This is a genomic window from Massilia pseudoviolaceinigra, assembly GCF_030846505.1.
In the GTDB taxonomy this organism is placed as follows: Bacteria; Pseudomonadota; Gammaproteobacteria; order Burkholderiales; family Burkholderiaceae_D; genus Telluria_A; species Telluria_A violaceinigra.
Map to the genome: position 1 here is coordinate 147,692 of NZ_JAVCWL010000012.1, position 17,225 is coordinate 164,916.

Annotated in this window: 32 protein-coding genes; 29 read left to right on the plus strand and 3 right to left on the minus strand. The window is 56.3% G+C overall.

Translation table 11 applies throughout. The annotated features are described in order from the left end of the window. Nucleotides 1-185: 185 nt before the first annotated feature. On the minus strand, nt 186-761 hold the full coding sequence (locus tag RBA40_RS13865; protein WP_306648430.1) for a TerD family protein: 576 nt from the start codon (nt 759-761) through the stop codon (nt 186-188). Nucleotides 762-1,016: 255 nt separating this feature from the next. Here RBA40_RS13865 and RBA40_RS13870 point away from each other — a divergent pair, with 255 nt between their 5' ends. The 29 genes from RBA40_RS13870 (at nt 1,017) to rplQ (ending at nt 16,156) form a co-directional block, all read left to right on the plus strand. Then, entirely contained in the window at nt 1,017-1,520 is a 504-nt protein-coding gene (locus RBA40_RS13870) for a hypothetical protein (RefSeq protein WP_306648431.1), read from the plus strand. A 362-nt stretch (nt 1,521-1,882) separates the two neighbouring features. After that, nucleotides 1,883-2,539 (plus strand): 50S ribosomal protein L3, encoded by a 657-nt coding sequence (gene rplC, locus RBA40_RS13875; protein WP_099873834.1) that lies wholly within the window; start codon nt 1,883-1,885, stop codon nt 2,537-2,539. 2 nt (nt 2,540-2,541) lie between these two features. After that, entirely contained in the window at nt 2,542-3,162 is a 621-nt protein-coding gene (rplD, locus tag RBA40_RS13880) for a 50S ribosomal protein L4 (RefSeq protein ID WP_099873835.1), read from the plus strand. Continuing rightward, entirely contained in the window at nt 3,159-3,476 is a 318-nt protein-coding gene (rplW, locus tag RBA40_RS13885) for a 50S ribosomal protein L23 (protein ID WP_054265822.1), read from the plus strand. Before rplD ends, rplW begins: the two co-directional genes overlap by 4 nt. Further along, nucleotides 3,476-4,303 (plus strand): 50S ribosomal protein L2, encoded by an 828-nt coding sequence (gene rplB / locus RBA40_RS13890; protein WP_054265823.1) that lies wholly within the window; start codon nt 3,476-3,478, stop codon nt 4,301-4,303. The genes rplW and rplB overlap by 1 nt, the downstream gene beginning before the upstream one ends. Nucleotides 4,304-4,312: 9 nt before the next feature. Then, nucleotides 4,313-4,588: a 30S ribosomal protein S19 gene (gene rpsS, locus RBA40_RS13895; protein ID WP_054265824.1), complete on the plus strand. Its 276-nt coding sequence runs from the start codon at nt 4,313-4,315 to the stop codon at nt 4,586-4,588. Beyond that, complete coding sequence (gene rplV / locus RBA40_RS13900; RefSeq protein WP_181002795.1) at nt 4,585-4,917, plus strand: 50S ribosomal protein L22; 333 nt, start codon at nt 4,585-4,587, stop codon at nt 4,915-4,917. The genes rpsS and rplV overlap by 4 nt, the downstream gene beginning before the upstream one ends. A 9-nt stretch (nt 4,918-4,926) precedes the next feature. Then, entirely contained in the window at nt 4,927-5,775 is an 849-nt protein-coding gene (gene rpsC / locus RBA40_RS13905; protein WP_054265826.1) for a 30S ribosomal protein S3, read from the plus strand. Between the two features lie 2 nt (nt 5,776-5,777). Beyond that, nucleotides 5,778-6,197 carry a 50S ribosomal protein L16 gene (gene rplP, locus RBA40_RS13910; RefSeq protein ID WP_054265827.1) on the plus strand — a complete coding sequence of 140 codons (420 nt, stop codon included), beginning with the start codon at nt 5,778-5,780 and terminating at the stop codon, nt 6,195-6,197. A 12-nt stretch (nt 6,198-6,209) separates the two neighbouring features. Beyond that, the gene (gene rpmC / locus RBA40_RS13915; RefSeq protein WP_054265828.1) at nt 6,210-6,401 is read left to right on the plus strand and encodes a 50S ribosomal protein L29; all 192 of its coding nucleotides are present in this window, start codon (nt 6,210-6,212) and stop codon (nt 6,399-6,401) included. Further along, the gene (gene rpsQ / locus RBA40_RS13920) at nt 6,398-6,670 is read left to right on the plus strand and encodes a 30S ribosomal protein S17 (protein ID WP_054265829.1); all 273 of its coding nucleotides are present in this window, start codon (nt 6,398-6,400) and stop codon (nt 6,668-6,670) included. The genes rpmC and rpsQ overlap by 4 nt, the downstream gene beginning before the upstream one ends. Nucleotides 6,671-7,001: 331 nt before the next feature. Next, complete coding sequence (gene rplN, locus RBA40_RS13925) at nt 7,002-7,370, plus strand: 50S ribosomal protein L14 (protein ID WP_008444317.1); 369 nt, start codon at nt 7,002-7,004, stop codon at nt 7,368-7,370. 9 nt (nt 7,371-7,379) lie between these two features. After that, nucleotides 7,380-7,694: a 50S ribosomal protein L24 gene (rplX, locus tag RBA40_RS13930; RefSeq protein ID WP_099873836.1), complete on the plus strand. Its 315-nt coding sequence runs from the start codon at nt 7,380-7,382 to the stop codon at nt 7,692-7,694. 6 nt (nt 7,695-7,700) lie between these two features. Further along, nucleotides 7,701-8,240, plus strand: coding sequence for a 50S ribosomal protein L5 (gene rplE, locus RBA40_RS13935; protein WP_054265831.1), 540 nt, complete (start codon nt 7,701-7,703; stop codon nt 8,238-8,240). A gap of 4 nt (nt 8,241-8,244) precedes the next feature. Next, on the plus strand, nt 8,245-8,550 hold the full coding sequence (gene rpsN / locus RBA40_RS13940; RefSeq protein WP_054265832.1) for a 30S ribosomal protein S14: 306 nt from the start codon (nt 8,245-8,247) through the stop codon (nt 8,548-8,550). A 14-nt stretch (nt 8,551-8,564) separates the two neighbouring features. Further along, nucleotides 8,565-8,960: a 30S ribosomal protein S8 gene (gene rpsH, locus RBA40_RS13945; RefSeq protein WP_054265833.1), complete on the plus strand. Its 396-nt coding sequence runs from the start codon at nt 8,565-8,567 to the stop codon at nt 8,958-8,960. Nucleotides 8,961-8,972: 12 nt separating this feature from the next. Further along, the gene (rplF, locus tag RBA40_RS13950; protein ID WP_054265834.1) at nt 8,973-9,506 is read left to right on the plus strand and encodes a 50S ribosomal protein L6; all 534 of its coding nucleotides are present in this window, start codon (nt 8,973-8,975) and stop codon (nt 9,504-9,506) included. A gap of 11 nt (nt 9,507-9,517) precedes the next feature. Further along, nucleotides 9,518-9,880 (plus strand): 50S ribosomal protein L18, encoded by a 363-nt coding sequence (gene rplR, locus RBA40_RS13955; protein ID WP_054265835.1) that lies wholly within the window; start codon nt 9,518-9,520, stop codon nt 9,878-9,880. 12 nt (nt 9,881-9,892) lie between these two features. Next, nucleotides 9,893-10,411 carry a 30S ribosomal protein S5 gene (gene rpsE / locus RBA40_RS13960; RefSeq protein ID WP_054265836.1) on the plus strand — a complete coding sequence of 173 codons (519 nt, stop codon included), beginning with the start codon at nt 9,893-9,895 and terminating at the stop codon, nt 10,409-10,411. A 10-nt stretch (nt 10,412-10,421) separates the two neighbouring features. Then, entirely contained in the window at nt 10,422-10,610 is a 189-nt protein-coding gene (rpmD, locus tag RBA40_RS13965) for a 50S ribosomal protein L30 (protein ID WP_054265837.1), read from the plus strand. Nucleotides 10,611-10,638: 28 nt separating this feature from the next. After that, a complete protein-coding gene (gene rplO / locus RBA40_RS13970; RefSeq protein WP_054265838.1) occupies nt 10,639-11,070 on the plus strand; it encodes a 50S ribosomal protein L15 in 432 nt (143 codons plus the stop codon). A gap of 32 nt (nt 11,071-11,102) precedes the next feature. Beyond that, a complete protein-coding gene (gene secY, locus RBA40_RS13975; protein ID WP_099873838.1) occupies nt 11,103-12,437 on the plus strand; it encodes a preprotein translocase subunit SecY in 1,335 nt (444 codons plus the stop codon). 36 nt (nt 12,438-12,473) lie between these two features. After that, nucleotides 12,474-12,692 carry a translation initiation factor IF-1 gene (gene infA, locus RBA40_RS13980; RefSeq protein WP_005663428.1) on the plus strand — a complete coding sequence of 73 codons (219 nt, stop codon included), beginning with the start codon at nt 12,474-12,476 and terminating at the stop codon, nt 12,690-12,692. A gap of 37 nt (nt 12,693-12,729) precedes the next feature. Further along, complete coding sequence (gene rpmJ, locus RBA40_RS13985) at nt 12,730-12,843, plus strand: 50S ribosomal protein L36 (protein ID WP_010394471.1); 114 nt, start codon at nt 12,730-12,732, stop codon at nt 12,841-12,843. Nucleotides 12,844-12,871: 28 nt separating this feature from the next. Further along, nucleotides 12,872-13,237, plus strand: coding sequence for a 30S ribosomal protein S13 (gene rpsM, locus RBA40_RS13990; protein WP_054265840.1), 366 nt, complete (start codon nt 12,872-12,874; stop codon nt 13,235-13,237). A 12-nt stretch (nt 13,238-13,249) separates the two neighbouring features. Next, nucleotides 13,250-13,654, plus strand: coding sequence for a 30S ribosomal protein S11 (gene rpsK, locus RBA40_RS13995; protein ID WP_008444339.1), 405 nt, complete (start codon nt 13,250-13,252; stop codon nt 13,652-13,654). Between the two features lie 229 nt (nt 13,655-13,883). Beyond that, nucleotides 13,884-14,507 (plus strand): 30S ribosomal protein S4, encoded by a 624-nt coding sequence (gene rpsD / locus RBA40_RS14000; RefSeq protein WP_054265841.1) that lies wholly within the window; start codon nt 13,884-13,886, stop codon nt 14,505-14,507. 164 nt (nt 14,508-14,671) lie between these two features. After that, nucleotides 14,672-15,649 (plus strand): DNA-directed RNA polymerase subunit alpha, encoded by a 978-nt coding sequence (locus RBA40_RS14005; RefSeq protein ID WP_054265842.1) that lies wholly within the window; start codon nt 14,672-14,674, stop codon nt 15,647-15,649. Between the two features lie 111 nt (nt 15,650-15,760). Continuing rightward, on the plus strand, nt 15,761-16,156 hold the full coding sequence (rplQ, locus tag RBA40_RS14010) for a 50S ribosomal protein L17 (protein ID WP_099873839.1): 396 nt from the start codon (nt 15,761-15,763) through the stop codon (nt 16,154-16,156). A 405-nt stretch (nt 16,157-16,561) separates the two neighbouring features. On the opposite strand, the gene RBA40_RS14015 is transcribed toward rplQ, so the two are convergent. Both RBA40_RS14015 and RBA40_RS14020 read right to left on the minus strand, forming a co-directional pair. Next, a complete protein-coding gene (locus RBA40_RS14015; protein ID WP_306648432.1) occupies nt 16,562-16,744 on the minus strand; it encodes a hypothetical protein in 183 nt (60 codons plus the stop codon). Between the two features lie 317 nt (nt 16,745-17,061). Then, nucleotides 17,062-17,217: a hypothetical protein gene (locus RBA40_RS14020; protein WP_306648433.1), complete on the minus strand. Its 156-nt coding sequence runs from the start codon at nt 17,215-17,217 to the stop codon at nt 17,062-17,064. Nucleotides 17,218-17,225: the final 8 nt, after the last annotated feature.

Consider the following 17,225-nt stretch of genomic DNA (forward strand, 5'->3'; position numbering starts at 1 on the left):
TGGAGATAGAATGATCAGTGACCTTAAAACCGTCGTTCCCGCGCAGGCGGGAACGACGGGGGAGGGCGGCGGCCCGGCACGCTCACGGCCGCACTCATGCATACACACCCCCCACACGTCACAACGCCCGCAAGGCGCCGCCCCGGGGCAGCCATCCTTGCGGGCGAGGACCGGCGGGTCGTGCTTTACGCGTTGACGCCGAACGACTTGGCCAGTGGCCCCAGGCCGCCCTTGAAGCCCTGGCCGATGGCCTTGAACTTCCATTCCGCGCCGGCGCGATAGAGCTCGCCGAAGATCATGGCCGTTTCGGTCGAGCCGTCTTCCGATAGGTCGTAACGGGCCAGTTCCTTGTCGCCGTCGGCGTTCAGGCAGCGGATGTACGCCTTGCCGACCATGCCGAAGTTCTGCTTACGCGTTTCGGCTTCGTGAATGGTCACGCAGAACGATACCTTGTCGATCTCGGCCGGCACCGCGCTCAGGTCGATGCGCACCTGTTCGTCGTCGCCTTCGCCGGCGCCCGAGGTGTTGTCACCGCCGTGCACCACCGAACCGTCGCTCGACTTGAGGTTGTTGTAGAAAATGAAGTCGGCGTCGGCGCGGACCTTGCCGTCGGCCTTGAGCATGAAGGCGCTGCCGTCGAGGTCGAACGCGCTGCCGTCGGTCGCACGCGGATCCCAGCCGAGGCCGATGACGACCTTGGTCAGTCCCGGAGCTTCCTTGCTCAGGTTGACGTTGCCGCCTTTTTGCAAACTGATTGCCATGTATAACTCCTTGTAACGGGTTGAGGGACACTTCACGCCAACGCTGTGGCGCTCGATAACAAAATTACAGTGTTGCAATTTCCGGTCGTAATATACAACGTGCTTGCCAGCCTGTATATGGGCGCACTTGATTCGTAGGCAAGCCTTATATTTTTGTTTTGAGGTTTTCCGGTCACGCCGGCTGGGCGTTGCTGGACAGAAATCACCGCTGGCCATAAACTGGCGAGGTTACCTAGAAGCTTCGCCACCCTGTCCATGACCCCAGATCTTGCTATCCGCCGCTCCATCCGCAAGGTCACGCATGCTGACTTTGCCTCCTATCCCATCTGGGAATGGGCGATCGATGAAGAGGTCAACCTGGGCAATGGCGAGTCCTTCGTGCGCCCGACCAGCCTGGACGCGGTGCCGCTCGACCCGCTCGGGCATTATATTGTGGCGGCCAACACTACCCTGAGCGATGGCGTGATCCTGCCGTCCTGCGTGGAGGTGAGCATGCGCGGCAAGAAGCAGCATATCGAGCCGATGTTCGTGTTCCTGCTGGACCGGCACCTGGATTTTGCCGGGGTGGAAACCACCGCGCTGCTGAGCCGGTATACCAAGCGCGTGAATATTTATCCGGTGCGCTGGGAAATGGCGGTGCCGATGGCGGGCGAGACGCGCCTGCGCACGGGCAAGGTGCGGCGCGGGCTGTGGGAGCGGATGGTGCAGTTCTGGCTGCGCTTGCGGATCGGGTCGGGCGGACAGCCGCTGGCGCGATGAAACGCCGCAGGCCGCTGTCGTCAATCGCAGCTCCGGCGCAAACCGTCTTCCCATGGCGGCGGCAGCTTTGATCCGAGGTGCCATGGGCCCCCGCCTGCGCGGGGGAGACGGATAAACAGTCAGCGAAACGCGCCGGCAATAGCCGCTTTTGGGCGTTTTTACCGCCTTGAACATCCCCCGCAACACCCCCGCATCCCCCGCGGTACAACACATCGACATACCTCCAACTAAGTTGTTGCGTCAAGCCTTTTTGCATGCTATCCTAGCCGGCTTCGGTATGGATTCGTGTGTTTTTGAATCTGTCCTTTACTTGGTAGTTAAACAGTCAGCCCCGCCCAATCGCAGGTGGGAATGGAGAAAAAATGAGCCTAGGCCTTCTCGGTCGCAAGGTTGGAATGATGCGCATCTTTACGGATGAAGGGGATTCGATCCCTGTCACCGTTCTGGACGTGTCGAACAACCGTGTCGCACAAATCAAAACCCCTGAAACAGATGGTTACTCCGCTGTTCAGGTCGCATTCGGTCAACGTCGCGCTTCCCGCGTGAACAAAGCTGTTGCGGGTCACCACGCCAAAGCTGGCGTCGAAGCAGGTACCATGTTGCGCGAATTCCGCGTTGATGCTGGTAAAGCTGCCGAACTGAAAGCTGGCGACGTTGTTGCCGCTTCCCTGTTCGAAGTCGGTCAGAAGATCGACGTCCAAGGCGTCACGATCGGTAAGGGTTACGCCGGCGTCATCAAGCGTTACCACTTCGCTTCCGGTCGCGCAACGCACGGTAACTCGCGTTCGCACAATGTTCCAGGTTCCATCGGTATGGCGCAGGATCCAGGTCGTGTTTTCCCTGGTAAGCGCATGACCGGTCACCTCGGTGACGTGAATCGTACCGTACAGAATCTCGAAATCGCCCGTATCGATGCCGACCGTCAGCTGTTGCTGGTCAAAGGTGCCGTACCAGGTGCGAAAAATGGTCAGGTGATCGTTTCGCCAGCCATTAAATCCAAAGTTCAGAAGGGAGCTTAATTATGGAACTCAAGCTTCTGAATGAGCAAGGTCAAGCAGGTTCGAACGTCGCCGCAGCCGATACCGTTTTCGGTCGTGACTACAACGAAGCCCTGATCCACCAGATCGTCGTCGCTTACGCTGCCAACGCACGTAGCGGTAACCGCAAGCAGAAAGATCGTGAAGAAGTTCACCACACGACCAAGAAGCCATGGCGCCAAAAAGGTACCGGCCGCGCGCGTGCTGGTATGTCGTCCTCGCCACTGTGGCGCGGCGGCGGTCGGATTTTCCCGAACTCGCCTGACGAAAACTTCACCCACAAAGTGAACAAGAAGATGTACCGCGCAGGTATCTGCTCGATCTTGTCGCAACTGGCACGCGAAGAGCGTCTGGTCGTGGTTGAAGGCATGAACCTGGATGCTCCTAAGACCAAGCTGCTGTCGCAAAAGCTGCAGGGCATGGGTCTGGAATCGGTCATGATCATCACCGACAAGCTCGAAGAAAACCTGCTGCTGGCATCGCGCAACCTGCCTAACGTGCTGGTCGTCGAGCCGAAGCACGCTGATCCGATGTCGCTGGTGTTCTACAAAAAAATCGTGGTCACCAAAGCAGCACTGGCCATGATCGAGGAGATGTTCGCATGAGCGGCGTAATCAAATTTTCCGAAGAGCGCCTGATGAAGGTGCTCCAGGCGCCAGTCATTTCCGAGAAGGCCACCATGGTCGCGGAAAAGAACGAGCAGATCGTGTTCCGCGTATTGCCGGATGCGACCAAGCCTGAAATCAAGGCAGCCGTTGAACTGTTGTTCAAGGTTGAAGTGCTGTCGGTGCAGACAGCCAATCGCGAAGGTAAGCAAAAGCGTTCGGGCCGTTTCAATGGCCGTCGCAACCATACCAAGCGTGCTTTCGTGTGCCTGAAGCCTGGCCAGGAAATCAACTTCTCCGAGGAGGCTAAATAATGGCACTCGTAAAGATGAAACCAACCTCACCAGGCCGTCGCGGCATGGTGAAGGTTGTGAACCCGGACCTGTACAAAGGTCGTCCGTTCGCAGCTCTGGTTGAAAAGAAATCGAAAACTGCCGGCCGTAACAACAACGGTCACATCACCACCCGCCACATCGGCGGTGGTCATAAGCAGCACTATCGCCTGATCGACTTCAAGCGTCAGAAGGATGGTATTCCGGCAAAGGTCGAGCGTATCGAATACGATCCAAACCGTACCGCGAACATCGCCCTGCTGTGCTATGCGGACGGTGAGCGCCAGTACATCATCGCCACCAAGGGCATGTCCGTTGGCGATTCGGTGATGAATGGTTCGGAAGCGCCTATCAAGTCGGGCAACTGCCTGCCTATCCGTAACATCCCAGTCGGCACCGTGATGCATTGCGTCGAGATGCTGCCAGGTAAAGGTGCCCAGATGGCACGTACCGCCGGCGCTGGTGTTGTTCTGATGGCGCGCGAAGGTACCTACGCTCAAGTGCGTCTGCGCTCGGGTGAAGTGCGCCGCGTGCACATCGAATGCCGTGCAACGGTTGGCGAAGTCGGTAATGCCGAGCACAGCCTGCGCAAGATCGGTAAAGCTGGCGCGATGCGCTGGCGCGGTGTTCGTCCTACCGTTCGCGGTGTGGTCATGAACCCGGTCGATCACCCGCACGGTGGTGGTGAAGGTAAAACCGCAGCTGGTCGTCATCCAGTGTCGCCTTGGGGCCAACAGACGAAGGGTAAGAAGACGCGCCGTAACAAGCGTACGACTTCGATGATCGTCTCGCGCCGCGGCAAGAAATAAGGATAAGACATGACACGTTCATTGAAAAAAGGGCCGTTTATCGACGCCCACCTGGTGAAAAAAGTCGAAACCGCGCAAGCGAACAAAGACAAGAAGCCAGTCAAAACCTGGTCGCGCCGTTCGACGATCTCGCCAGACTTCATCGGCCTGACGATCGCAGTGCATAACGGCAAGCTGCACGTGCCGGTATACATCTCCGAGAACATGGTTGGTCACAAGCTCGGCGAATTCGCACTGACCCGTACGTTCAAGGGCCATGCCGCTGACAAGAAGGCGAAGAAATAATGGAAACCAAAGCTATCCTCAAAGGTGTGCGCCTGTCCGACCAAAAAGGTCGTCTGGTTGCCGATCTGATCCGTGGCAAGAAGGTTGATGCAGCACTCAACATCTTGCAGTTCAGCCCGAAAAAAGGTGCAACGATCATCAAGAAGGTTCTGGAGTCCGCCATCGCGAACGCCGAGCACAATGATGGCGCTGACATCGACGAGCTGAAGGTCGTCCAGATCTACGTTGAAAAGGGTCCTATCCTGAAGCGCTTCACTGCACGCGCTAAAGGCCGGGGTGATCGCATCTCAAAACAATCCTGTCACATCTACGTGACTGTCGGCAACTAAGGGGTCACGATGGGACAGAAGATTCATCCAACAGGCTTTCGCCTGTCAGTAACCCGTAACTGGGCATCGCGTTGGTACGCGGGCAATGGTAACTTTGCCCAAATGCTCAACGAAGATCTCAAGGCACGTGCGTTCCTGAAAAAGAAACTGAAGAACGCTTCGGTCGGCCGCATCGTCATCGAGCGTCCTGCCAAGAACGCGCGCTTCACGATCTACAGCTCGCGTCCAGGCGTGGTCATTGGTAAAAAAGGCGAAGACATCGAAGTACTGAAGTCGGCGCTGACCAAGATCATGGGCGTTCCTGTGCACGTGAACATCGAAGAAATCCGCAAGCCGGAAATCGACTCGCAGCTGATCGCCGATTCGATCTCGCAGCAGCTGGAAAAGCGGATCATGTTCCGCCGCGCCATGAAGCGCGCCATGCAAAACGCCATGCGTCTGGGTGCCCTGGGCATCAAGATCATGTCGTCGGGCCGCTTGAACGGTATCGAAATCGCACGTAAAGAGTGGTATCGCGAAGGCCGCGTGCCTCTGCACACCCTGCGCGCCGATATCGACTACGGTACCAGCGAAGCAGCAACGACCTACGGCATCATCGGCGTCAAGGTCTGGGTATACAAAGGTGACCGCGCGCCGAACGGCGACGCACCAGTGATCGATACCCCGGCCGACGAGAAGAAGAGCCGCGGTCCGCGCCGTGACGATGGCAAGCCAGCAGGCCGTCCGCGTCCAGCCGGTGCTCCAGGCCGTCCAGGTTCAACCCCAACTGGCGCTCCAGTCGTCCGTGCTCGTCCTGCAGTCGCAGTGAAGAAGCCGGAAGCGGCTGCTGCTGCACCAGCTGAGAAAGCAGGAGAATAATCATGCTGCAACCAGCACGCAGGAAGTATCGTAAAGAGCAGAAAGGCCGTAACACCGGCATTTCGCACACCCGCGGCACCGCTGTCTCGTTCGGTGAATTCGGTCTGAAGGCAGTTGCCCGCGGCCGTATCACAGCACGTCAGATCGAAGCAGCTCGTCGTGCCATGACCCGTCACATCAAGCGCGGTGGTCGTATTTGGATCCGTATTTTCCCGGACAAGCCAATTTCGAACAAGCCAGCTGAAGTTCGTATGGGTAACGGTAAAGGTAACCCGGAGTACTACGTCGCTGAAATTCAGCCAGGCAAGGTACTGTACGAAATGGACGGCGTCGATGAGACGCTGGCCCGGGAAGCGTTCCGTCTGGCCGCCGCCAAACTGCCACTGGCGACGACGTTTGTCATCCGCCAAGTCGGCCAATAAAAGGAGTCGTATATGAAAGCAACAGAACTCCGCGGCAAAGACCAGGCAGCTCTCCAGAAAGAGCTGAATGATTTGTTGAAGGCACAGTTCGGCATGCGCATGCAAATCGCTACGCAACAGCTGAGCAACACTTCGCAACTCAAGAAGGTACGCCGCGACATCGCGCGTGTGAAGACTGTCATGAACTCGAAGGAAGCCAAATGACCGAAACTACTAAAGTCGCCCTGAAGCGCACCTTGGTCGGTAAAGTGGTTTCCGACAAGATGGACAAGACTGTTACCGTCCTGATCGAGCGTCACGTCAAGCACCCTTTGTACGGCAAGATCATCATGCGCTCGAACAAGTATCACGCGCATGACGAGACCAACTCGGTCAAGACCGGTGATACGGTCGAGATTCAAGAAGGTCGTCCGATCTCGAAAACGAAGGCTTGGACTGTTACTCGTGTCGTGCAAGCGGCGCAGGTTATCTAAGACTTGAAGACGGCAGGGTGGCTCAAGCGCAAGCGGGGGCATCCTTCCAGTAATGCCAGTGGTGCCGGATGGGGGTGTTGCACATTTGTTGTGCAGCAGCCAGCTTCCGGATAAAAGTTCTTGCGGGCCCGCCAGTATTATGTGATACTAGCGGGCTTCGTTCATGTAACGCCGCATTTTTAGTCACCCCGGTGGCCGCGGCCTGCAACGAAAGTTTTTGGAAAGTCCATCACCCAATCAATCGACCCAGCAGGGGAGGTTGGCGGGACCAAGACTGACCGCAGGCCCACATTGTGGGGATTCTTCGGCTTAAGTTGGGAAAGAGAATACTATGATTCAAACTGAAAGCCGGCTCGAAGTAGCCGACAATACAGGTGCCAAAGAAGTCATGTGCATCAAGGTATTGGGCGGTTCCAAGCGCCGTTATGCTGGCATTGGCGACGTGATCAAGGTAACCGTCAAGGTTGCTGCGCCACGCGGCCGTGTCAAAAAAGGTGAAATTTATAACGCTGTGGTTGTGCGTACCGCTAAAGGTGTGCGCCGCCAAGACGGCTCCCTGGTGAAGTTCGACGGCAATGCTGCTGTTTTGCTCAACGCCAAGCTCGAGCCGATCGGTACCCGTATTTTTGGACCAGTCACGCGCGAACTGCGCACTGAAAAGTTCATGAAGATCGTGTCCCTGGCACCTGAAGTCCTGTAAGGAGTCGTAATGGATAAGATTCGTAAAAACGACGAAGTCATCGTTCTGACCGGGAAAGACAAGGGCAAACGCGGTGTTGTTCAGCAACGTATCGATGCTGAGCATGTCGTGGTTGAAGGCGTCAACGTCGCTAAAAAAGCGACCAAGCCGAACCCAATGACCGGTGTAACTGGTGGTATCGTCGACAAGACAATGCCGATTCACGTGTCCAACGTTGCATTGTTTAATGCAGCGACTGGCAAGGCAGACCGCGTGGGCTTCAAAGACGTAGACGGCAAGAAAGTCCGCGTTTTCAAGTCCTCCGGCGAAGTAGTGAAGGTTTAAGACATCATGGCCCGTCTCCAAGCATTTTATAAAGATAAGGTCGTTGCCGACCTGGTCGCCAAATTTGGCTACAAATCGGCAATGGAAGTGCCGCGCCTGACCAAGATCACCCTGAACATGGGTGTTGGTGAAGCAATCGCCGACAAGAAGGTTCTCGAGCACGCTGTCGCCGATCTGACCAAGATCGCCGGCCAGAAGCCAGTGACCACCAAGTCGCGCAAGGCAATCGCGGGTTTCAAGATCCGTGAAGGCTATCCAATCGGTACCATGGTCACCCTGCGTGGTGCCCGTATGTACGAATTCCTGGATCGCTTCATCACCGTGGCTCTGCCGCGCGTGCGTGACTTCCGTGGCGTCAACGGCCGTTCGTTCGATGGCCGTGGTAACTACAACATCGGTGTCAAGGAACAGATCATTTTCCCTGAAATCGAGTACGACAAGATTGACGCGTTGCGCGGTATGAATATCAGCATCACGACAACCGCTAAGACCGACGACGAAGCGAAAGCTCTGCTCGCCGCCTTTAAATTTCCGTTCAGAAACTGAGATCATGGCAAAACTAGCACTGATTAACCGCGAACAGAAGCGTGCAGACCTGGTGGAGAAATTCGCCCCGAAGCGTGCCGCTCTGAAAGCCATCATCGACGACCAGTCTAAGTCGGAAGAAGAGCGCTATGAAGCCCGTCTGAAGTTGCAGGCATTGCCGCGCAACTCGGCCCCGACCCGCCAGCGTAACCGCTGCGCCGTGACCGGCCGTCCACGTGGCACATTCCGTAAATTCGGTCTGGCCCGTATCAAGCTCCGTGAATTTGCCATGCGTGGTGAGATTCCGGGTATGACTAAAGCAAGCTGGTAATAGGAGAATATGCAATGAGTATGAGCGATCCTATCGCCGATATGCTGACCCGCATTCGCAACGCACAAGGTGTCCAAAAAACGACCGTGGCCATGCCATCGTCGAAAGTTAAAGTAGCGATTGCTGTCGTCCTCAAGGACGAGGGTTACATTGAAGATTTCGCCGTCACCGCAGCTGGTGGCAAGGCGGAACTGAAGATCGGTTTGAAGTATTACGTTGGCCGTCCCGTCATCGAGCGTTTAGAGCGTGTGTCCCGTCCGGGCCTGCGCGTCTACAAAGGCAAAGATGACATCCCTACCGTGATGAATGGCCTGGGTGTGGCGATCGTGTCGACCCCGCAAGGCGTCATGACGGACCGCAAAGCACGCGCCACCGGTGTCGGCGGCGAAGTTATTTGCTACGTGGCTTAAGGAGTATCGACAATGTCCCGAGTAGCTAAAATGCCGATCGCTGTCCCAGCTGGCGCCGATGTGGCGATCACTGCAGCAGCGATCACCGTCAAGGGCCCGTTGGGCACCATGACCCAGGCCCTGAACGGCCTGGTAAAAGTAGAAAACAAAGATGGCACGCTGAGTTTCGACGTCGTCGACGACAGCCGTGAGTCGAACGCGATGTCCGGCACCTTGCGTGCCCTGGTCAACAATATGGTGACCGGCGTGACCAAAGGCTTCGAGAAGAAGCTGTCCCTGGTGGGCGTGGGCTACAAAGCCCAGGCCGCCGGCGACAAGCTGAACCTCTCGCTGGGTTTCTCGCACCCTGTTGTGCACTCGATGCCAGCAGGCGTGACTTGCGCCACCCCAACCCCGACCGAAATCATCATCAAGGGTATCGATCGTCAACAGGTTGGTCAGGTCGCTGCAGAAGTGCGCGCTTACCGCTCCCCCGAGCCTTACAAAGGCAAGGGCGTCCGCTATGTGGACGAAGTGGTTAAGCTTAAAGAAACCAAGAAGAAATAATAGGGCTGACCATGGACAAGAAAGAATCACGTCTGCGTCGTGGACGCCAGACCCGCATCAAGATCGCGGAACTGAAAGTAAATCGTCTGTCGGTACATCGTACCAACCAGCACATTTACGCCAACCTGATCAGCCCGGACGCGAAAATCCTGGTTTCGGCGTCCACCGCCGAAGCCGAAGTTCGCGCCGAACTGGCAGGCAAGTCCGGCAAGGGTGGCAATGCCGCCGCTGCCGCACTGATTGGCAAGCGCGTCGCCGAGAAAGCACTGAAAGCAGGGATTACCGAAGTTGCGTTCGACCGCTCCGGTTTCCGTTACCACGGCCGTGTGAAGGCGTTGGCAGAAGCCGCGCGTGAAGCCGGTCTGAAGTTCTAAGGAAGAATCGTCATGGCAAAAATGCAAGCGAAAATGCAAAGCGACAAGCCGGATGATGGCATGCGCGAAAAGATGATCGCGATCAACCGCGTGACCAAAGTGGTCAAGGGTGGTCGTATCATGGGTTTTGCAGCACTGACCGTTGTGGGCGACGGCGATGGCCGTATCGGCATGGGCAAGGGCAAATCGAAAGAAGTGCCAGTGGGCGTGCAGAAGGCAATGGAAGAAGCCCGTCGTAACCTGATCAAGGTTCCTCTGAAGAACGGTACTTTGCACCACACAGTCACCGGCCGTCACGGCGCATCGAAAGTAATGATGATGCCTGCCAAGCCTGGTACCGGGGTAATCGCGGGTGGCGCCATGCGCGCTATCTTCGAAGTAATGGGCGTAACCGATGTCGTGGCGAAATCCACGGGCTCGTCGAACCCTTACAACCTGGTCCGCGCTACCCTGGACGGTCTGTCGAAAATGAGTACTGCAAGCGATATCGCCGCCAAGCGCGGCAAGTCGGTTGAAGACATTCTGGCTTAAGGCGGACAAAATGACACAAGCTACCAAAACAGTCAAAGTTCAGTTGGTCATGGGCCTGATCGGCACGCGCGAATCGCATCGCGCCACCGTTCGCGGTCTGGGTCTGCGTCGCGTCAACTCGGTTTCCGAGCTGGAAGACACCCCTTCGGTGCGCGGCATGATCAACAAAGTTTCGTACCTCGTTAAAGTTGTTTCGTAAGCCTTCGGGCTTATGAACGGAGAAAACAATGGAATTGAATACAATTCAACCAGCTGAAGGCGCCAAGCATTACAAGCGTCGCGTAGGCCGTGGTATTGGTTCGGGCATCGGTAAAACCGCTGGCCGTGGCCACAAAGGTCAGAAGTCGCGTTCGGGCGGTTTCCACAAGGTCGGCTTCGAAGGCGGTCAGATGCCTCTGCAGCGCCGTTTGCCTAAGCGTGGTTTCAAGTCGCTCAATGCAACGTTCAAGGCTGAAGTGCGTCTGTCCGACTTGAACAACCTGGCGGTCGGCGATGTCGACATCCTGGTGCTCAAGCAAGCAGGCGTTCTGCAAGTGCTGGCGCGCGATGTGCGCGTGATCCTGTCCGGCGAGATCACCAAAGCGGTGAACCTCAAAGGCTTGAAAGTAACGGCAGGCGCGAAAGCGGCCATCGAAGCAGCTGGCGGCACGGTAGCGTAAGTTGCAGGCTAACAGCTTGATCGGAGCATAAATTGGCGACTAATTCACAACTTGGTAAAAGTGCAGCGGCCGGTTTCCCTTGGGGTCGGCTCTGGTTTTTGCTCGGCGCATTGGTCGTGTACCGTCTGGGTGCCCATGTCCCTGTTCCAGGGATCAACCCAGAGGAACTGGCAGCGACGTTTAGCAGGAATCAAGGCGGCATCCTTGGCATGTTCAACATGTTCTCGGGTGGCGCGCTGGAGCGCGCGGCAGTATTCGCACTCGGTATTACGCCGTACATTTCGGCTTCGATCATCATGCAGCTGGCCGGCCTTGCAGTTCCGGCCATCGAGGCATTGAAGAAAGAAGGCGAATCCGGGCGCCGCAAGATCACGCAGTACACGCGCTACTTCACGGTGGTGCTGGCACTGTTCCAGGCGACGGCGATTGCCGTGGCATTGGAATCGCAGCCGAATCTGGTGATCGAGCCTGGCATGGCTTTCCGGTTCGTGGCGGTGGTATCGCTGTTGACCGGTACGATGTTCCTGATGTGGCTCGGCGAGCAAATTACCGAGCGTGGTCTGGGCAACGGTATTTCGATCATCATCTTTGCCGGCATTGCCGCTGGCCTGCCGTCGGCGCTGAGCAGCCTGTTTTCGCTCGTGTCCAGTGGCGCTATCGGCAACCTGTCAGCGATCTTTATCGTGGTCCTGGTCGGATTCGTTACTTTTGGTGTTGTTTTTGTTGAACGTGGCCAGCGCAAGATCCTGGTCAACTATGCGAAGCGCCAGGTTGGCAACAAAGTCGTTGGCGGTCAAACCAGCCATCTGCCTTTGAAGCTGAACATGGCCGGCGTGATCCCGCCGATCTTCGCATCGTCGATCATCTTGTTCCCTGCCACCATCGTGGACTGGTTCACGAAGGGCAAAGACTCCAGCAGCCCAGTGATCGGCTTCCTGAAAGACTTGGCGGCATCGATGGGGCCAGGCGAGCCTATCCATGCTCTGTTGTATGCAGTGGCAATCGTATTTTTCTGTTTCTTCTATACGGCGCTGGTCTTTAACAGCAAGGAAACAGCGGATAACCTGAAGAAGAGCGGTGCTTTCGTGCCGGGGATTCGTCCCGGCGACCAGACGGCGCGCTATATCGACAAGATCCTGATGCGCTTGACACTGGCCGGTGCGGTGTACATCACTTTAGTGTGCTTGTTGCCGGAATTTATGCAAGCCCGTTGGAAAGTGCCATTCTACTTTGGCGGTACTTCCCTGTTGATTATTGTGGTTGTCACCATGGACTTCATGGCTCAAGTACAAAACTACGTCATGTCGCAGCAATATGAATCGCTGCTGCGCAAGGCAAATTTCAAGGGCGGAATTCCGACGCGCTAACCGGCGGTTACCGCGAACCAGGAGTGTACAGACCGAATGGCAAAAGACGACGTCATACAAATGCAGGGCGAGATTCTTGAGAATCTCCCTAATGCAACGTTTCGAGTAAAGCTGGAAAACGGGCACGTGGTGCTCGGACACATTTCGGGTAAAATGCGGATGAACTACATCCGCATCCTGCCCGGCGACAAAGTCACGGTGGAGTTGACGCCGTACGACCTGAGCCGGGCCCGCATCGTGTTCCGGACCAAGTAAATTTAAGTAATCAATCCGAACATAAGAGAGTGCAAATATGAAAGTTCTCGCATCAGTCAAGCGGATCTGCCGCAACTGCAAGATCATCAAGCGCAAAGGCGTCGTCCGCGTAATCTGCGTGGAACCGCGTCACAAGCAGCGTCAAGGTTAATTTAACGTTATTTATTGAGGAATAACGAATGGCACGTATTGCAGGGGTTAATATCCCCAATCATCAGCACACCGTAATCGGCCTCACGGCTATCTACGGTGTTGGCCGCCCACGCGCACAGAAGATCTGCGCACAAACGGGTGTTGCGACCAACAAAAAGGTCAAGGACCTGGACGACAGCGAACTGGAAAAACTGCGTGATGCCGTCGGCACTTTCGTAGTCGAAGGCGATCTGCGTCGTGAACTGTCCATGAACATCAAGCGCTTGATGGATCTGGGCTGCTACCGCGGTATGCGTCATCGTAAAGGTCTGCCTTGCCGCGGCCAGCGTACACGCACCAATGCCCGTACTCGCAAGGGTCCGCGCAAGGCCGCACAATCGCTTAAGAAATAATAGGACAACACCATGGCTAAGCAACAAAGCAGCGCCGCAGCAGCGCGCGTTCGCAAAAAAGTTAAAAAGAACGTCGCTGAAGGCATCGCACATGTCCACGCATCGTTCAACAACACCATCATCACGATCACCGATCGTCAGGGCAATGCCCTGTCGTGGGCGACGTCCGGCGGTGCTGGCTTCAAGGGTTCGCGTAAATCGACCCCGTTCGCAGCGCAGGTTGCGGCTGAAGCAGCAGGCAAGGTCGCTGTCGAATGCGGCGTGAAGAACCTCGAAGTACGTATCAAGGGCCCAGGTCCTGGTCGTGAATCGGCTGTTCGCGCTTTGAACAACCTGGGTATCAAGATCACCGAAATCCAGGACGTGACGCCAGTGCCGCACAACGGCTGCCGTCCACCAAAGCGTCGTCGTATCTGATACGGCCCGCTGGCGACCGGAACGTTGTTTCCGGCCGTTCGTTGTAAATTAGTCGTTGATGATCGCCGGCGCAGTCCCCGAATAGGGTATACTGCCCGGCTGTTGTCGCCTGCCGCGTTCTCGCGTGCGGGTTTATTGTCAGCCACCGTCCGACGCAGTTGTGTACGGACTAGCGCCTGGCCAGCATCACAGGATGCCGCCGGGGCGTCATTATTCTAAAGGAAACATTGTGGCACGTTATATCGGACCTAAAGCAAAACTGTCCCGCCGTGAAGGTACGGACCTGTTCCTCAAGAGCGCACGTCGTTCGCTCGATTCGAAATGCAAACTGGACGTCAAGCCAGGCCAGCACGGTGTCAAATCCGGTGCTCGTACCTCGGACTACGGTAACCAGCTGCGCGAAAAGCAAAAAGTCAAGCGCATGTACGGCGTTCTCGAGCGTCAGTTCCGCCGCTACTTCGCTGAAGCAAACCGTCGCAAGGGTAACACCGGCGAAGCGCTGCTGCGTTTGCTGGAAGCGCGTCTCGACAACGTTTGCTACCGCATGGGCTTCGGCTCGACCCGCGCCGAAGCGCGTCAGCTGGTCAGCCACAAAGCGTTCACCGTCAACGGTAACGTTGTGAACATCGCTTCGTACGCTGTCAAGACCGGCGACGTCATCGCTGTTCGCGAAAAATCGAAAAAGCAAGTGCGTATCGTTGAAGCCCTGTCGCTGGCTGAACAAGTCGGTATGCCTAGCTGGGTTTCGGTTGACTCGAAGAAAATGGAAGGCACCTTCCGTTCGTTCCCAGAGCGTAACGAGATCGCTAACGACGTCAACGAATCGCTGATCGTCGAACTGTATTCGCGTTAATCGACCACGTTGCGGGCAGCGTAGCTGTCCGCCCAGTGGTCGTCCCCGCGCAGGCGGGGAACCAATTTCGTTTTCTCCCGCCCACTTTAATTCAAGTGGGCGTTTTCACTAATGCCATCAGCCTTATCGGTGTAATGAGCCGAGGGTATTGAAAAGGACATTTCATGCAAAACAGTCTGTTGAAGCCACGTATTATCGATGTAGAAGCCCTCGGTGCCGGTCACGCCAAAGTCGTGATGGAGCCGTTCGAGCGTGGCTATGGCCATACATTGGGTAATGCGTTGCGCCGCGTACTGCTGTCGTCGATGGTCGGCTACGCGCCAACCGAAGTGACGATCGCCGGCGTTGTCCATGAGTATTCGTCGCTGGACGGCGTGCAAGAAGACGTGGTCGACCTGTTGCTGAACCTGAAGGGCGTTGTGTTCAAAGTGCACAACCGCGATTCCGTCACGCTGACCCTGAAAAAGGAAGGCGAAGGCGCGATCCTGGCTTCCGACATCGACCTGCCGCATGACGTCGAGCTGATCAATCCAGACCACGTGATTGCCCACCTGACCGCTGGCGGCAAGCTGGACATGCAGATCAAGGTCGAAAAAGGCCGCGGCTATGTGCCGGGTAACGTGCGTCGCCTGTCGGAAGACACCAACAAGACGATCGGCCGCATCATTCTGGACGCCTCGTTCTCGCCGGTGCGCCGCGTGTCGTACTTCGTTGAATCGGCTCGCGTCGAACAGCGTACCGACCTCGACAAGTTGGTGATCAACATCGAGACCAACGGCGTCATCACGCCGGAAGAAGCGATCCGTCAATCGGCGCGCGTGCTGGTCGATCAACTGAACGTGTTCGCGGCGCTGGAAGGCACCGAAGCAGCTGCTGAAGCGCCTTCGCGCGCACCGCTGGTCGATCCGATCCTGCTGCGTCCGGTCGACGACCTGGAACTGACCGTGCGTTCGGCCAACTGCCTGAAAGCAGAAAACATTTACTACATCGGCGACCTGATCCAGCGTTCGGAAAACGAACTGCTCAAGACGCCGAACCTGGGCCGCAAGTCCCTGAACGAAATCAAGGAAGTGCTGGCTTCGCGCGGCTTGACCTTGGGCATGAAGCTCGAAAACTGGCCACCGGCCGGCCTCGAGAAGTAATTTGCAGCACTGTCCGGGACAGGTGTTCCGGGCATTTATCACTCCATACAAACCGGCCCGCGCTGAAAGGCGATCGAAGAGCTGGATTTAAACAACTCGAAAGGAATTACCATGCGTCACCGTCACGGCCTTCGCAAGCTGAATCGTACTTCGTCCCACCGTCTGGCAATGCTGCGCAACATGACCGTTTCCCTGCTGCGTCATGAAGCCATCAAAACCACCGTGCCAAAAGCCAAGGAACTGCGCCGCGTAGTCGAGCCGATCCTGACGATGGGCAAGACCGACACGCTGGCAAACAAGCGTCTGGCATTCGCCCGCCTGCGCGACCGCGAAATGGTGTTGAAGCTGTTCGCCGAACTCGGCCCACGTTACGCAAACCGCAATGGCGGCTACCTGCGTATCCTGAAAATGGGTTTCCGCGTTGGCGACAATGCACCAATGGCTTACGTTGAACTGATGGACCGTCCAGAAGTCACCGAAGTTGAAGACGCACCAACCGCTGAGTAATCGGCGCGGTACGTAAAAAAAGCCAGGCTTAGCCTGGCTTTTTTTACGTTTGGGGCAGCCTCATTGCCGCTCGATGAAATCTTGCGCCAGCTGCGTCATGTCGGGAACTATCCATTCTGGTTCGATACAGCCGGCTGCGTGCTGGCCGATGAAACGCAGCAGCTCACGTGCTGATACGGGCGAAGGCGACTATGTGCATTTTTCAGGCTTTACCAAGGATAAGCGTTCCACGAAAGTCCGTGGGGCGAGCTTAACATGGCCTTTCCATTTCTTATCAGGCCGAGACGGTTGACAAGTATTTTCGGCCGTCGGCAAGGGTAATCACGGCCCGCACGTCCCGATTGTGATACTGGCTTGTTGAGGGTGAGTCCGGTAATAAAAGGTTAAAAAATTTCTTCTGGGAAATTATGCGCGCACAGCCGTACTCACGCATTTGATGTTCTGGTATGCCCGTGGCCCGTTCAATTTCAAAGCCGAAATAGAAACTTGCGCGACGTCGCCCGCGGATTTGTTTGCTATCGGCGTTGCATTCACGTGCGTCATCCAGATAGGCGCAATAGCGATCAGCACCCTGAAGATATTATTCATTGAGACTCCAAGCCAGGAAGTGAAGTCCACACATGGCCATCGTTCGACGGGCCGGAGACCTTGTTCCTGGCGCATGGGGTGCCCTTCGATGTAGGCGGGACAATGAACGTTCGCGGGCTGATTCTCGCCCTAGTACTGAATCTTGGCTGCGGTGCGCCGCTGTGACAAGCGACGCTGGGAGCCGACTCGGAGTGGATGAGAGCAGTCACGAAAAGACCTCGTCATGATGAAATATTGCATCGGCCAGGGATTTAAACCAAGTACATCGCTCGCGTGGCGAAGTCTCGATGACAAGCTCGGCAAACTGCGCCGTGAAGTCATTTTTTGAGTTCCTCCTCAGGGGCAATCGGAAAAAAGTCCGCACTTTGCACCGCAAATAGGCCGGTTTCTAAATTGCTCACGCAGGAATATCGAACTGCCGAGCAGGCGTCAATACGTTTCCAAACCATAACTTCTGTGAATAGTTCGTTCATGGCTTCTA